The 16,165-nt window shown below is 30.4% G+C and carries 15 protein-coding genes; 11 read left to right on the forward strand and 4 right to left on the reverse strand.

Annotated features, from left to right (window positions below):
• The first annotated feature begins 13 nt into the window (after nucleotides 1-13).
• From L1S47_RS11060 to chbG, 6 genes are all read left to right on the forward strand, one after another.
• Entirely contained in the window at nucleotides 14-2,695 is a 2,682-nt protein-coding gene (locus L1S47_RS11060; RefSeq protein ID WP_238883619.1) for a sigma 54-interacting transcriptional regulator, read from the forward strand.
• Nucleotides 2,696-2,875: 180 nt separating this feature from the next.
• Nucleotides 2,876-3,187: a PTS sugar transporter subunit IIB gene (locus L1S47_RS11065; protein WP_238883620.1), complete on the forward strand. Its 312-nt coding sequence runs from the start codon at nucleotides 2,876-2,878 to the stop codon at nucleotides 3,185-3,187.
• Between the two features lie 6 nt (nucleotides 3,188-3,193).
• Complete coding sequence (celB, locus tag L1S47_RS11070; RefSeq protein ID WP_238883621.1) at nucleotides 3,194-4,534, forward strand: PTS cellobiose transporter subunit IIC; 1,341 nt, start codon at nucleotides 3,194-3,196, stop codon at nucleotides 4,532-4,534.
• Between the two features lie 27 nt (nucleotides 4,535-4,561).
• Nucleotides 4,562-4,870 (forward strand): PTS lactose/cellobiose transporter subunit IIA, encoded by a 309-nt coding sequence (locus L1S47_RS11075; protein WP_238883622.1) that lies wholly within the window; start codon nucleotides 4,562-4,564, stop codon nucleotides 4,868-4,870.
• A 2-nt stretch (nucleotides 4,871-4,872) separates the two neighbouring features.
• The gene (locus tag L1S47_RS11080) at nucleotides 4,873-6,189 is read left to right on the forward strand and encodes a 6-phospho-beta-glucosidase (protein WP_238883623.1); all 1,317 of its coding nucleotides are present in this window, start codon (nucleotides 4,873-4,875) and stop codon (nucleotides 6,187-6,189) included.
• A 12-nt stretch (nucleotides 6,190-6,201) separates the two neighbouring features.
• Complete coding sequence (chbG, locus tag L1S47_RS11085; RefSeq protein WP_238883624.1) at nucleotides 6,202-6,942, forward strand: chitin disaccharide deacetylase; 741 nt, start codon at nucleotides 6,202-6,204, stop codon at nucleotides 6,940-6,942.
• 69 nt (nucleotides 6,943-7,011) lie between these two features.
• On the opposite strand, the gene L1S47_RS11090 is transcribed toward chbG, so the two are convergent.
• From L1S47_RS11090 to L1S47_RS11100, 3 genes are all read right to left on the reverse strand, one after another.
• Nucleotides 7,012-7,977 carry a VanZ family protein gene (locus L1S47_RS11090; protein ID WP_238883625.1) on the reverse strand — a complete coding sequence of 322 codons (966 nt, stop codon included), beginning with the start codon at nucleotides 7,975-7,977 and terminating at the stop codon, nucleotides 7,012-7,014.
• 2 nt (nucleotides 7,978-7,979) lie between these two features.
• Nucleotides 7,980-8,312: a PadR family transcriptional regulator gene (locus tag L1S47_RS11095; RefSeq protein ID WP_238883626.1), complete on the reverse strand. Its 333-nt coding sequence runs from the start codon at nucleotides 8,310-8,312 to the stop codon at nucleotides 7,980-7,982.
• Nucleotides 8,313-8,438: 126 nt separating this feature from the next.
• Nucleotides 8,439-9,614: a class I SAM-dependent rRNA methyltransferase gene (locus L1S47_RS11100; protein ID WP_238883627.1), complete on the reverse strand. Its 1,176-nt coding sequence runs from the start codon at nucleotides 9,612-9,614 to the stop codon at nucleotides 8,439-8,441.
• A 130-nt stretch (nucleotides 9,615-9,744) separates the two neighbouring features.
• On the opposite strand from L1S47_RS11100, the gene L1S47_RS11105 reads away from it, so the two are divergent.
• From L1S47_RS11105 to L1S47_RS11120, 4 genes are all read left to right on the forward strand, one after another.
• Entirely contained in the window at nucleotides 9,745-10,140 is a 396-nt protein-coding gene (locus L1S47_RS11105) for a hypothetical protein (RefSeq protein ID WP_202766789.1), read from the forward strand.
• A gap of 62 nt (nucleotides 10,141-10,202) precedes the next feature.
• The gene (locus tag L1S47_RS11110) at nucleotides 10,203-10,436 is read left to right on the forward strand and encodes a hypothetical protein (protein WP_202766790.1); all 234 of its coding nucleotides are present in this window, start codon (nucleotides 10,203-10,205) and stop codon (nucleotides 10,434-10,436) included.
• A gap of 127 nt (nucleotides 10,437-10,563) precedes the next feature.
• Complete coding sequence (locus tag L1S47_RS11115) at nucleotides 10,564-11,178, forward strand: DUF1643 domain-containing protein (protein WP_238883628.1); 615 nt, start codon at nucleotides 10,564-10,566, stop codon at nucleotides 11,176-11,178.
• Nucleotides 11,168-11,764 carry a CHAP domain-containing protein gene (locus L1S47_RS11120; RefSeq protein ID WP_238883629.1) on the forward strand — a complete coding sequence of 199 codons (597 nt, stop codon included), beginning with the start codon at nucleotides 11,168-11,170 and terminating at the stop codon, nucleotides 11,762-11,764. Before L1S47_RS11115 ends, L1S47_RS11120 begins: the two co-directional genes overlap by 11 nt.
• Nucleotides 11,765-11,901: 137 nt before the next feature.
• On the opposite strand, the gene L1S47_RS11125 is transcribed toward L1S47_RS11120, so the two are convergent.
• Complete coding sequence (locus L1S47_RS11125) at nucleotides 11,902-12,120, reverse strand: (2Fe-2S)-binding protein (RefSeq protein WP_202766793.1); 219 nt, start codon at nucleotides 12,118-12,120, stop codon at nucleotides 11,902-11,904.
• 692 nt (nucleotides 12,121-12,812) lie between these two features.
• Here L1S47_RS11125 and ileS point away from each other — a divergent pair.
• Nucleotides 12,813-15,920, forward strand: coding sequence for an isoleucine--tRNA ligase (gene ileS, locus L1S47_RS11130; protein ID WP_238883630.1), 3,108 nt, complete (start codon nucleotides 12,813-12,815; stop codon nucleotides 15,918-15,920).
• The last annotated feature ends 245 nt before the right edge of the window (nucleotides 15,921-16,165 follow it).

Consider the following 16,165-nt stretch of genomic DNA (forward strand, 5'->3'; position numbering starts at 1 on the left):
AGTATATGAGAATATGGTGGTTAGGGTAAAAAAACAAGATCTTATTTATGAAAAATTATTAGAGGTGAGCAAACATAATAGTAATTCTGGAGTTTCCACTCAAGAATTAGTTCATGAACTAAAATTAAGTAGAGCTAATATTAGTAATGAATTAAATAAACTACATGACCTTGGCAAGGTAAGAAAATCAAATGGACGTCCTGTTTTATATTATCCAACTACTAAAAATAAGGTGTCCATAAATAATGAGGGAAGTAATAGAAGAGCTGATACTTTATTAGACGAGTTTGTTAAGAATAATCCAAGTTTAAAGCTGTGTGGGAACCAAGCAAAAGCAGCGGTATTATACCCCCCTAGAGGAATGAATATGCTTATATTAGGAGAAACAGGTGTTGGAAAATCAATGTTTGCAGGACTGATATATAAATATGCCATTGAAATGCAAACAATTAAAAAGAACTCTCCTTTTATAATTTTTAATTGTGCAGATTATGTAAATAACCCTCAGTTGTTATTGAGTCAACTATTTGGGGCTAAAAAAGGTGCATATACTGGTGCAATTTCAGACAAAGAGGGATTAATTGAAAAAGCTGATAAAGGAATATTATTTTTAGATGAAGTGCATAGATTACCGTCAGAAGGTCAGGAGATGCTTTTCGTTTTTTTAGATCAAGGAAAATTTAGGAGATTAGGGGAGACTGACTGTGAAAGAAAAGCAAACGTTTTGCTAATCTGTGCAACTACAGAAGAGCCTTCGTCAACTTTACTTAATACGTTTACGAGAAGAATTCCAATGACTATAAGTATACCAAGTTTAAAAGAAAGAGGAAGTGAGGAACGTTTAAATCTGATAAGAACTTTTTTTAGAGATGAGAGTTTTAGATTACAGAAGGAGATTAAGCTTTCAATAAATGCATTAAAAGCATTTTTGCAGTATCCATGCCCAAATAATATAGGACAATTAAAATCAGATATACAACTGGTTTGTGCAAAAGCATATGCTGATTATTTAACAGAAAAAAAGGGTTCTATAAAAATAAATACAAGTGACTTACCTAGTTATATAAGTGAATACTTATACCTAGGAAAGGATAATGAAGACTTGTTAGAAAATATAGGAGAGAATGGAAAGTACCTAACAATAAATAAAGACGATACTATAGTAATAGCTAGTGACAGTAATATTAGAACAAGTATATATGATTTTATTAGTGAAAAAGTAAAAGACTTGAAAAATAAATCACTAGATGAAGAAGAAGTTAATAAGATGCTTCAAAAAGAATTTGATAACTATTTTAATAAATATATGTCTAATGATAAAAAGATTTTAAATAGCTTAGTGGATGAAAGCATTGCTGGTTTAATAGAGGAATTTAAAGAAATCATATATAGAAAGCTTAATAGAAGATTGAGTAAAAATACAAGTATAGGATTAGTATTATATTTGAATACTGCAATTGAACAAGTGAAAACTAACAGGCACATTTTAAATCCTCAGTTATTTTATATAAGAACTAAACATAGACTAGAATTCGAAACTGCATTAGAGATTATTAAAGTAATTGAGGACAAGTTAGATTTTACACTTCCGATAGACGAAGCAGGATACATAACTCTGTTTCTAGTAAGAGAAGATAAAGGTATAAAGATACCTGAGAAACGTGTAGGCGTACTAGTAATATGTCATGGCGATTCAACTGCCACATCTATGGTGAAGGTTGCAAATAAACTTTTAGGAGAAAAATATGCAATAGGAATAGATCTGCCTTTGGACAAAAGCAGGATGGATATTTTAGATATTTTAAGAAACTTTATAAAAAATAATAGAAAAGAGGGGTACCTTTTCTTAGTTGATATGGGTTCATTAGTATCCATTAGTACAATACTGAGTGAAGAACTTAATGTAAAGATTAAACAAATAACTAATGTTAGTACTATACATGTAATAGAAGCTACTAGAAAAGCACTAATAGGAGATAAGCTAAATGATATATATGATAGTTTGATTATAGATAAGGAAGTAAAATACGTAGAAAAAGAAACGAATTATAAGAAAAAATATGTTGTTATTACAGCGTGCCTCACAGGTGAGGGTAGTGCAGATATTATGGCTAACTATTTAAGGAGTCATTTAAGATACAATAAAAATATTTTCGAGATAGTACCTTTAAGTATAAATAACAAGAAGAATTTTGAGAGTTATGTGAAGAATATAGAAAAGGATAAAGAAGTAGTTTGTATAGTTAGTTCACTAAAGTTACAAGTAGATATTCCACAATATACTTTAAATGATATGTTAAGCTTAAAGGCTATAGATAAAATCCAGGATATCATTGATATTAAGTGTACTTATGAACAGCTTAATGAAACACTCAAACAACATATTAAGAATACTGATGGAGAGATTCTTTATAATGATGTGGTACAAGTTTTATTTAATTTCCAAAAGAAAACTAATAATACTTTAAGTAGCGAGATATTCATACCAATAGCAATGCATATTGCATGTATGGTAGACCGATTATTGAAAGAAGAAACAGCAGTTGAATTTAAAGATAGTAACGAATATAAGGATAATAATTTGGAGATGTATAATCTAGTGAAAAAGGAGCTAGAGGTAATTGTTGATAAATACGATATAACAATTACACAAGACGAGTATTGCTATATAACTGAATTCTTTTCAGAGATGTAACTTTTAAATAATAGTGTTTAACGTAGTGTTATAACACTATTATTTATTTTGTAGAGATTATAGATTAGTGTTATAACACTAATTTGGTAAGCAAGTGGTTATGATAATTTAAATAGTTGGCACTGAACTTGCTTTGTATATTAATGTAATTATAAATATGCGATTTAAGGAGGATTAAGTATGACGAAAATTTTATTGTGTTGTGCAGCAGGGATGTCTACAAGTTTATTAGTAGAATCTATGGAAGATGCAGCAAAAGAACAAGGTATAGAGGCAAAAATTTGGGCAATATCAGTTAGCCTTTTGGAGAGTAATATTGGGGAAGCAGATGTGGTTTTGGTAGGACCACAAATAAAATTTAAGTTAAAGCACATAAAGAGTGTGGCAGATGAAAAGTCCATTCCAGTTGAGCTAATAAGCACTGTGGACTATGGGCGTGTTGATGGTAAAAATGTACTAAAACAAGCATTGAGGTTAATTAATAGGGGGTAAAGTTAAATGAATAAAATTATGAGTAAAGTAGAAGAGTTGCTTATGCCTTTGGCAGAAAAGGTGACAGAACAAAAGCATTTGACGGCTATGAAAGATGGATTGCTATTAGTTATGCCTTTAATAATTGTAGGGTCAGTATTTTTAGTAATTGCAAACTTGCCTATACCTGGATTTCCAGAACTTATTGCATCAATATTTGGAGCTGGGTGGGCAGATAAGTTAGGATATGTAGTTGGAGTTACATTTGATATTATGGCTATAATAACAGTACTTGGAGTAGCGTATAGGCTAGCTCAAAGCTATAAGGTTGAAGCCTTAGCAGCAGGGGCAATTGCATTATGTGCATTCTTTTTAGTAACACCTTTTAGCATTGCCTTTAAACCAGAAGGTGCAACACAAGCATATGCAGTAAGAGGAATTCCAATAGCTCTTATGGGAAGTAAAGGATTATTTGTAGCAATTATAGTTGGATTAATATCGACAGAAATATATAGAAAAGTTATTCAAAAGGGTATAGTGATTAGAATGCCTAAGGGTGTTCCTTCAGCTGTGTCACAGTCTTTTGCATCTTTAATACCAGCAGCAGTAGTTTTGACATTTTTCTGGATAATAAAGTTGATATTAGAAATGACAACATTTGGAGATGTGCATACACTTATTACAAAAATTATTAGTGCTCCGTTATCAGGGTTAGGTAATAGTTTAATAGGGGCAATTATTTACACATTGTTAGTTGGATTATTATGGTGTTTTGGTATTCACGGTGGAGCTATCATGGGAGGAATATTAGGACCAGTACTACTCACATTAAATGATGCTAATAGATTAGCCTATCAATCAGGAGAGCCAGTAACAAATATATTTACCAGTACGTTTGTAGATGTATTCGTTTTCGCTGGAGGCGCAGGGGCAACATTGATTTTTACGCTTTTGATGATTTTTAGAGCAAGAAGCAAGCAACTAAAGGCTCTAGGTAAATTATCAGTAGGTTCAGGTTTATTTAATATTAATGAACCAATATTATTCGGAACACCAATAGTTTTAAATCCAGTTTTAATGATTCCGTTTATATTTGCGCCAGTAGTAATGGTTATTATAGCTTATATGTCAATGAAAATAGGATTAGTACCTAAACCAGTGGGAATAGCAGTGCCTTGGACAATGCCGATATTTGTAAGTGGATACTTAGCAACTGGTGGAAAGATATCAGGAGCAATATTACAACTTGTTAATTTACTTGTAGCCATGGCAATATGGTATCCATTCTTTAATATGTGGGACAAGCAAAAAGTAAAAGAGGAACTACAAGATGAGCAAGAACAAAGTGTGGTAGTAAATGATCAATAGATATGTCATACGAAGGAGAATTTAAAAATGCAAGAAGTAATAATGGAAATAATAATAAATGGTGGAGATGCAAAGAATTATTCAATGGAGGCTATAGAGGCAGCACAAAATAATGATATTTCTAGAGCAAGAGAATTAATAAAGAAGTCAGATAAAGCTTTAGAAAAGGCACATAATATACAAACATCATTAATACAAAATGAAGCTAAAGGAGAAAAAGTCAATATAGGGTTATTAATGGTACATGCACAAGACCACTTAATGAATGCTGTAACAGTAAGGGACTTAGCAGAACAATTTATTAATATGTATGAAAAATTTAATAAGGAGGATTAAAAATGCATTCATTAAAAATAGTTACAATTGGTGGAGGATCCAGCTATACTCCAGAATTAGTTGAAGGATTCATAAAGAGATATAATGAGCTACCGGTGAGTGAATTATGGCTAGTTGATATAGAAGCTGGAAAAGAAAAGTTAGAAGCAGTAGGAGAATTGGCAAAAAGAATGGTAAAAAAGGCTGGAGTGCCAATTGATATTCACTTAACATTAGATAGAAGAGAAGCACTAAAAAATGCAGATTTCGTTACTACTCAGATGAGAGTTGGCTTATTAGATGCAAGAAAAAAGGATGAAAGAATACCTTTGAGTCATGGGTATATAGGGCAGGAAACAAATGGAGCTGGCGGCTTATTTAAAGGATTAAGAACAATACCTGTGTTAATAGATATTACTAAAGATATGAAGGAGTTATGTCCTGATGCATGGCTAATTAATTTTACAAATCCAGTTGGAATGGTTACGGAAGCATTATTAAAATATGGAGCTATTGATAAAGTGATTGGATTATGTAACGTTCCAATAGGATTAGAAAAATCAACAGCTAAGTTACTTGAAGTTGATGTTGATAGAATTAGAATTGATTTTGCAGGACTAAATCACTTGGTATTTGGTCTAAATATATACTTGGATGGAAAGGTTGTCACTAAAGAAGTAATACAAAAAATGATTGAAACAAATGCAGGATCAGAAGTCAAAAATATTGATGGTATAAGGTGGGAAGATTCGTTCTTGGAAGGACTAGGTGTATTGCCATGTAGTTATGCAAGATATTATTTCATGAAAGAGTATATGCTTCAAAATGAACTAGAAAAGTTTTCAGCTAATGGAACAAGGGCAGAGGTTGTTAAAGATTTAGAAAAACAACTATTCGAAATATATAAGGATCCTGACTTAGATGTTAAACCTCAGCAATTAGAGGAAAGAGGTGGAGCATATTATAGTGATGCTGCATGTAGGTTAATTAATTCTATTTATAATGATAAAAGAGATATTCAACCAGTTGATACAATGAATAGAGGAGCTATAAGCGATATAGATTATAATTCTGCAGTAGAAGTTAGCTGTATTATAACTAAGGATGGTCCTAAACCAATAACAATGGGACGTTTACCTATACAAATAAGGGGATTAATTCAACAATTAAAGAGTTTTGAAATACTTGGAGCAAAGGCAGCTGCAGAGGGTGATTATAATGCAGGAATAGTGGCTTTGACTATAAATCCACTTGTACAATCTGATAAAATGGCAAAGATACTATTTGATGAATTATTAGAAGCTCATAAGAAATATCTGCCACAATTTCATAATAAGTAAAGGGGAAATATAATGAGATTAATAGTAAATGCAGATGATTTTGGAATATCAAAAGCTGTAAGTTTAGGAATTATAGAAGGTCACAAAAATGGCATAATTACTTCTACTACAATGATGTGTAATATGCCATGTGCGGAATGGGCAGCTAAACTTGCAAAGGACTATCCAGATTTAGGCATAGGAATACATCTGGTATTAACTGCGGGATATCCACTCTCTAAAGGGGTAGATTCTTTAGTGGATGAGTATGGAAAGTTTAAGAAGATTTCAAAAATTGAAGAGAACCTAAAAATTGAAGATGTTAGAAAAGAGTTTAAGTGTCAAATGGAGAAATTTATTTCCTTTGGAATTAATCCAACCCATATTGATGCTCATCATCACATCCATTCTATAGAAAAAGTTTTCGAAGTAGTTAAAGAATTGGCTATAGAATACAAACTTCCACTTAGGCTATTAGAAGATAAAGATAAAAAGATGCCTAGTGAAATAAAGCATACGGATAGATTTATCGGATATTTCTATGACTTACCATATATTAAGCCAGAAGGATTTATTGATATTATGGAGAAAAATAAAAATATAGAAATACTAGAATTGATGTGTCATCCAGGATATTTGGATGAATACATTCTTAGAAATAGTGCATATGCAATTCAAAGAGCTAAAGAGTTAGATACATTAACTAGTGATAGTGTAAAACAATATATTAGCTCAAATGATATTGAGTTATGCAATTACAGAATTTTTAACTGATTTTAGGAAAAAGATTAGGGTAGAATGGCTTAGGAGGTTATTCTACCCTATATTTTTAGCTGATTAATTTTACATACGTATTAAAAAAACGTAGAAATATATATTTATAACAAAAAAAGAACATAAGGATATATAGTATTTATACGGATTTAACTTGTATATATTCTTGCATAAAGAATATAATAAATATCCTATTGACACACCACAAAGATTAAGCAATAACATATCCACACTTATTAATATATATTTAAGTTCAGATATACCAATCAATGTTAGAAGAATGTTTGCTAGTAAAAATATTATATAGGTTATTAATCCTAGTAAAATAGATTTTTTTAGACTTCTAAATTTACTGTAGATTATAGGAGCTAAAAATCCTAAAGGTATAAATAAAGCAATAGCACGTATACGATTAATCAATATATAACTTAGTGTTAAACCATGTTTAAGTCCTGTAGTAACATTTTGGATAGTCCATTTAATAGGTATAAGTCCTATGTCAAATATAGGTGGATTACTAAAGTTGGGATAAGTATATATCGGAAATAGCATTTTGCCAATGAGTACACTAATATAATATATAAAAATAAATTTATATAATTCGGTTACTATATTAAATTTATGTTCTGTTTTAGTTTGATTTTTTAAGGTTGCACTTCTAATGATTAAATAGGTAGGAGGGAACGAAAATACAACTATTATTCCTTTTAATCCACCAAAACTAAGTTCTGAAATTAATAATATGATTAGTGAAAATAATATTACTAATGCTCCAATAGATAAAAGTAATATAGAATTCACGCTTTTCTTATAAATGGGAACTACTTCAGATAACTCATCTTCTAGCACGGATGTTTCTCCAAATCTATCTAGAGCTATTTTTATACTTTCAGATTGGTTTTTGCCTTCTCTTTTTAATTCTTCTATTGTTTCAATTAAGTGAGTCTTCATGTCATCCTTTAATTCTTTTACTTCTTTTGAATTTTCTTTGGAATTTTTATATAAAGATTCGATGTAATCGTCTATTTCTTTCATTCTTATACCTCCTTAAAGAATAGATCTAAAATATCTCTAAAAAATGTCCATTCTTCTTTCTTGAGTTTAAGATAACTTAAACCTTCATTTGTTATCTTGTGGTATCTCCTTCGTCCACCACCGCTTTCACTATCATCCCAATAGGTTGAGACTAGACCATTACTCTCTAATCGTTTTAAAACTACATATAGAGTACCTTCTTTTATTTCAAATTTATCCTGGCTTATTAGCCTTATTCTTTTTGAAATCTCATAACCATATAAATCTTCTTTTGTAAGGAGTGAAAGAATTATGCTTTCAATATATCCTTTTAGCATCTCTTTATGAATTTCCAATAATCACACCTCCTGTAAATATTATACTATAGACTACTCTATAGTATAAAGTAGTTTTTGAAAAAATTTATTGCTTATTATAAAAAATAAAGCAGAAACCATCTCTGATTTCTGCTTTAAACTAAACTAAACTACTTGGAATACATAAAATTTTAAATAATATGATTCATCTGAACCCCAAAGTATTGGATGATCACAAGATTGAGTTCTAAATTCTACTTGTCTAAGTTGTCTTTTAGCATCTTTAGCTGCATCCATAATTGTTTCAGATAAAAGTTCTTGGCTCATATAATGAGAACAAGAGCAAGTTATTAAGTATCCGCCTTTCTTTACCATTTTAAGACCACGTAGGTTAATTTCTTTATATCCTCTTTTTGCACCCTTAATGGTATCTCTTGATTTTGTAAAGGCAGGTGGATCTAAAATTACAACATCAAATTCTTTACCTTCTTTTGACCAATCAGCAAGGATATCAAAAGCATTATGGCATTCAAATTTTACTGTATCAGATAAACCGTTAAGTTCAGCATTTTTTCTAGCAAAATCTACAGCATGCTGAGAAACATCTATACCTAATACTGACTTAGCACCAGCAATACCTGCATTTAGAGCAAAAGAACCAGTATGAGTAAAGCAATCTAATACATCAGCATCCTTGCATATTCTATGGATAGCCTTTCTATTTTCCTTTTGATCAAGAAAAAATCCTGTCTTTTGACCATTTTCAATATCAACATAGTATTTAACACCATTTTCAATTATCTGAACCATGGTATCAAAAGGTTCTGTTAAGAAGCCCTTCTTTTGTTCTAGTCCTTCAATTTCTCTAGTAGTTATATCACTTCTTTCGTAAACACCTTTAGCACCAAAGTCTTCCACAAGTAATTTTACAATTATATCTCTATATTTATCCATTCCTAATGTAGATATTTGAAGTACATAATAATCTTCAAATTTATCAATAGTGAGTCCTGGAAGGAAATCAGCTTCACCAAAAACAAATCTACAGCTGGAAGTGTCGATAACTTTTTTTCTATAATTCCATGCCATATGAAGCTTTTCTCTAAAGAAGTTTTCATTTATTTCTTCTTCAATGTCTTTCGTTAAAATTCGAATAGTTATTTTTGAACGATCATTTATGTAACCTTTACCAATAAAGATTCCTTTTGAATCATAAACTTCAACAATATCACCATTTTCATAGTCTCCATCATATTCGTTGATTTCGCTTATGTATATCCATGGGCGACCATGAAGTGATTTTTTTGTAATGCCTTTATTTAAATAGAACTTACTAATCATAATTTCACTCCTTAATATAAATTCACATTAGATTATAGCATATAGAGTACTTGATTTATATATGTTGCCTATTTACTATATTTTTTACTTATCGTATTATTAATTATATAAACTTAAGGAGGATTCTTACATGGAGAAAAGGAAGAGAGGTATACTTATTACTATAATTTTAGTTATTCAAGGTATTTTTTCATTTCTAGGTCTTTCAACATATTTTAATGAGCAACGTATGCAACAAATACTGAAAGATCAGCCTACATTTGCACAGTTCTATACTCCATTAACACCTATGCAGATTGTAATATCAACTATTTTATCCTTAATAACTTTAGTAGCTATTATAGGAATATTCATGTGGAAGAAGAAAGCAATATATGTATATTTAGCTGCAGGGGTAATTAATGGTATCTATGGAGCTATAGCTGACTTTACTGCAATAGCAATTATAGGGTATATAATACAGATTGGAATATGTGTTTTAATAAGTAAGACACTTTTGAAAAAATTAGAAACTAATATTGAATAAATTATTATAAAAATCTCATCCTTCTCACATACTAAGTATAGGTAGAAAGGAGGGATTTTTTTATGACTTGGGATAAAATAAAGGAAATGAATCTTTATGATAAAATTAGTTCAGAATTAAAAGATATATCAGAAGATGACTCAAGCAGGGTAGAGGATTATATTACAAGTCCAGAAAAATTGGAAAGCTTTAAGTGGTATATTCATGAAGGATATGACTCTAGGTCAATGGGGAAGATTTTGGGCCTTACAGTTAATCAGGTAGATATTATTAAAGAACTTCTAGGAAAACTATAATTTTAAGAAGATAAAAATATTAATTAAAATATTTTTATCTTCTTTTTTATGTAATTAAGCACATAATTAAGCACACTTTATTCATATTGTATATTAATAATTATAATAGACATAAAGGAGTAAAGAGATGGGGGGATTTCGATATCCTAAAAATCATTATAAACATTTATTAAATAGTATATATGATAAGGATGGAGATAGATGTTTTAGAATAGGTATAAGTTTTGGTAATAAAGATGGGGGAACATATTTAGTTATTGGGAGAAATCCATATAGAGTACAAGATGGACATTGTAACAAGGTAACAAAAAGGATTTTTAAATATTTTAAGTTAAAGATTTGTCCTGAGGAAAAAGTAAGGGAACTCATAATGGTAAACCTATTTGTTGAACATGATTTGAATAGTGATATGATAAATAGAAAATTAGATAAGGATTATAAACATTATATAGTAGGAAATAGAGGTGTAGTAGGTCAGGGGGACATTCCTATAAGAAATGATGAAGTAATAAAAAATGCAATAAGAGAATCACAAAAAATAATACTGGCATGGGGAGAACCAATAAAAGGAATGGAGACACTTTATAATGAAAGAATTGAAAGTGTTCTCAAGATATTGAGAGAATGTATACTGGAGGCTAAGGAAGAAAAGAAAGTATTTGTAGTTGGTGAAATGAGTTTAAGGGGGTACCCGAGACATCCACTATCATGGAGTTTTAGGGATAACTTAAATGAATACTAGATATAGATTTCTAAATAAACTTAAATTAATAACTTTCTTAATAGTGGGTGTGTTATCAGTATGTTTAATTTCAATTTTAATTTCATTTATACTTACAAGAACATCAAATAGGGGTATAGATAGTTTTAATGGAGTAAAAGTTTATTCTAATGGAAAGGATATACTAGCTACTCATGGAATTAGTGAAAGCAAGGATGGGTATATATTCGGTTATAAATGGCAATGTCCAGAATTTATAGTTAGATATTATTATTACGCTAAAAATTTTAAGATGAACTCTACAAAAGGAAATGCAAAGGATTTCTATAAAGATGGAATTGAGGATGGAGAGTTAAATATTGAAAGAGGATTAATACAATATAAGAATGGGAGCAAGATAAGTCCTAAAAAGGAAGATATAATTGTTTTTTCAGAAGGCAAATATGGACATGTTGCAATAGTAACAAAAGTTGAGAACAACAGTATAGAGGTAATACAGCAAAATGTCTATGAAAAGACAAGAGAAGATATAAAGCTTACTATAAAAGATGGTAAATATACATTAGGTGATGGAGAGAATATTTTAGGTTGGCTTAGAAAGGAATAAGGAAAATAAATTGCTTTAGGCGTTAATAGATTTATATAATACAAACAAAATGGAGCCTCAAAAATATTTTTGAGACTCCATAATATAAATAGGGAGATATAAAATGTTTTTACCAATACGATAAGGGGAGATATTGGTTATTTCATAGCTAATTCTTTATCAATTAGCTCTTGTATCTTAGGGGTACATCTTCTTCCTGAACAACCACCGGATCCAGCGCCAGTTGCTCTTTGTACCTCCTGAACGGTAGTAGCACCGTTCCTTATTGCTGCTTTAATTTTGGATCTAGGGATTGCTTTACATAAGCAAACCTTTGTAAGTTTATCTAAAACTTCTTCATTTAAGTTATTATCCATGTCAAATTTTACCTCACATTTTCTTTAAGTATATTAAAGTATTGGGAGAGTGGGGGATTTCTTTCTGTAACTATATTAAAACATACCGCTCAACAAAAGTCAATATTAATTAATAAAAATTATCAGTTACATAATTAAAATATTTACCACTTCGTTGACAATTTAAAAACCCTAGTATATAATTTCTCTAGAGACTATGAACAGGGCAAGTACTTAAAAATATTAGTTTTTAGAGAGTGACTGTATGGTGGAAAGTCATAGCTAGGTTTAAGGAAAATCACCTGGGAGTTGGAGGCTGAACAATATCATATAGAGTTTTACAATTGAGTCAATAATTTATACATTAAAAGTGTAAGTTAGAGGTTTGTAACTAAACTCTTTAGAATTTCAAGTTCAACTACAACTTAAACGTGCAAGAAAATCGCCAGAAACCGCAATTTTCTAACAAGTTTAAGTTAAGTTTCACAGTTGAAATTCCTAGTAAGCTTTTCCCGTTGGCCTGCGTTAAAGGATAGAGTATGATAGTACTTGAGATAACTACTAAGTTTTTTGATATAGTTCAAAACTTATTTAGTAGCGTTAAACTAATGGTGGTATAGCGAATATAACTTCGTCCAATTGGATGGAGTTTTTTTTATTTTATTTTTTATTCTGAAATTATTATTACAATTCCGAGAAGGGAGATAAAAGTTATGTACAAAAAGATTGATACATCTAAAGGTTTTGTAGATATGGAAAACCAAATAGCTGGCCTTTGGAAAGAAAAAGATGTTATTAAGAAAAACTTCGATATGAATAAAGAAGGAGAATTTTTTACTTTTTATGATGGACCTCCAACTGCTAATGGTAAGCCACACGTAGGTCACGTTTTAACAAGAGTAATGAAGGATATTATCCCAAGATTTAAAGTTATGAAGGGATATAAAGTAATAAGAAAAGCAGGATGGGATACTCACGGTCTTCCAGTTGAGCTTGAAATAGAGAAGAAATTAGGAATTTCAGGTAAGGAACAAATAGAGGATTATGGAGTAGAAAAGTTTGTTCAAGAGTGTAAAGATAGTGTATTTAGTTATGTAAGCATGTGGGAAGAAATGACCAATAAAATAGGTTATTGGGTTGATATGGAGAACCCATATGTAACTTATCATAATTCATATATTGAGTCTGTATGGTGGGCATTAAAAGAAATGTGGGATAAGGAACTTTTATATAAAGGTCACAAGATAATGCCATATTGCCCAAGATGCGGAACAGGTTTGTCTTCACATGAAGTTTCTCAAGGATATAAGGATGTAAAAGACTTAACTGCAATTGGTAAGTTTAAAGTTAAGGGAGAAGAAAATAAATATATACTAGCATGGACAACAACTCCATGGACATTACCATCAAATGTGGCTTTATGTATCAACAAAGCATATGTATATGCTGAAGTTAAAAAGGATGATGAGGTATATATATTAGCTAAAGATTTAATTACAAAAGTTTTAGGCGAAGATTATGAAATAATTAGAGAATTTAAAGGCGAAGAGCTTTTAGGAACAGAATATGAACAATTACTACCATTTGCCAAGGTTGAAGAAAAAGCTTTCTATGTAGTTCATGGTGACTACGTAACTTTATCTGATGGTACTGGTATAGTTCATATTGCACCAGCTTACGGTGAAGAGGATAGCTTAATTGGTAAGAAATACAATCTTCCATTAGTTAACTTAGTAAATGCACAAGGTGAATTTGAACCAGAAGTTACTCCTTGGGCAGGAAAATTTGTTAAGAAATGTGATGAAAGTATTGTTGAATATTTAAAGGAAAATAATAAATTATTCAAGGCAGAAAAGCACCTTCACTCATACCCACATTGCTGGAGATGTGATACTCCACTATTATATTATCCAAAGGATAGCTGGTTTGTAAGAACTACTTCATTAAGAGATAAGCTAATAGAAAATAATAATAAGATAAATTGGTATCCTGATAACATAAGAACAGGAAGATTTGGTAAGTTCCTTGAAAATGTTATAGATTGGGGTATATCAAGAGATAGATATTGGGGAACTCCACTACCAATATGGGAATGTGAATGTGGACATAGAGAATGTATAGGTAGTATAGAAGAGCTAAAGAGAAAGGGAATTAATGTTCCTGAAGATATAGAGCTTCATAAACCATTCATTGATAATGTTCATTTGAAATGTGATAAGTGTGGAAAAGAAATGAAGAGATATGCAGAAGTTATAGATTGCTGGTTTGATTCAGGATCAATGCCATTTGCACAATTACACTATCCATTTGAAAATAAAGAATTATTTGAAGAAAATTTCCCAGCTCAATTTATATCAGAAGCTGTAGATCAAACAAGAGGATGGTTCTATACTCTATTAACTATATCAACAGCTATATTTGATAAAAATTCTTTTGAAAATTGTATAGTACTAGGACACGTTTTAGATAAAAAAGGATTAAAGATGTCAAAATCTAAGGGTAATGTTGTAGCTCCAAATGATGTTTTGGATTCAGTGGGAGCAGATGCTACAAGATGGCATTTCTATACAGCTAGTGCACCTTGGTTACCAACAAGATTCTCAAAGGATGATGTTGCAGATACTCAAAGAAAGTTCTTAAGCACTCTTTGGAATGTTTACTCTTTCTATGTTCTATATGCTGATTTAGATAAATTCGATGCAACAAAATATGCTGATTTTAAATCAGATAATGTTATGGATAAATGGATATTATCTAAGTTAAATACTTTAATAAAGACTGTAGAAGAGAATTTAGAAGGATATAAGATAACTCAAGCAGCTTTAGATATAGAAGATTTTGTTGATGAGTTATCAAATTGGTATGTAAGAAGAAATAGAGCAAGATATTGGACTACAGAATTAAATGAAGACAAAATTGGTGCATATACAACGTTATATAAGGTATTAGTAACTTTAACAAAAGTAGCAGCTCCATTTGTACCATTTATGACTGAAGCTATATATCAAAGTTTAGTAGTTTCATTGGATGATAATGCCCCAGAAAGTGTTCATTTATGCACTTGGCCAGAATATGATGCATCAGCAGTTAACCATGAATTAGAAAATGAAATGGATCTAGCATATGCAATAGTTAAGATGGGAAGAAGCGCAAGAAATACTGCAAACATTAAGAACAGACAGCCACTTGGTGAAATGTTAGTTTCTACTGCATCACTTCCAGTATATTATGGGGATATAATAAAGGATGAACTTAATATAAAGAATATTGATTTTGGTGCAGACTTATCAAAATATGTTAATTTTGAAATAAAGCCAAATCTACCTGTACTAGGTAAAGCTTATGGTAAGATGATTCCTGCAATAAGAAAAGAAATAGCTTCAAGAGATCAAATGGAACTTGCTCAAAAGATTCAATCTGGTGGAGAAGAAGTTATATCAATTGAAGGAAATGAAATAGTGTTAAACAATGAAAGTCTTCTTGTAACCATGCAAGGATTAGAGGGATATGCCTTTGCAGGAGAAGGTTCAATAGGTGTAGTTTTAGATACCACTATAACTGAAGAATTAAAAGAAGAAGGACATTTAAGAGAGATTATTTCAAAGATACAAAATATGAGAAAAGAGAGTGGCTTTGAAGTAGCTGATAAAATTAACTTATATCTAGCTGGTAATGATATGCTACAAAATGTTGCTAAAAAGTTTGAAGAAAATATTAAAAAGGAAACTTTAACTGAAAATATATTCTTTAATGAAGATAAGAATTATGCAGAAAGCAATATTAATGGAGAAAAGCTAAATATGGCTGTAGAGAAGATATAAGTAAAGATTAATTCTTAAATAAACCTAAGGAATTGGAGGGTATCTCCAATTCCTTAATAATTAAATTAATGCAAACGTATAATTGTTAGAAAAATCAACCTCGAATATAAAAATAAGGGTTGATTTTTTATTTATTATTGTTAAAATGATAATTATGTTATGAAAACAATTGAAAACGCAAATTGCATTTCGTATAATTAGAGTAGGAAAACGTTTAATGAGACTGTGAATTTCATATTGTTAAT

The organism is Clostridium sp. YIM B02551, assembly GCF_022324735.1.
GTDB lineage: Bacteria > Bacillota > Clostridia > Clostridiales > Clostridiaceae > Clostridium_T > Clostridium_T paridis.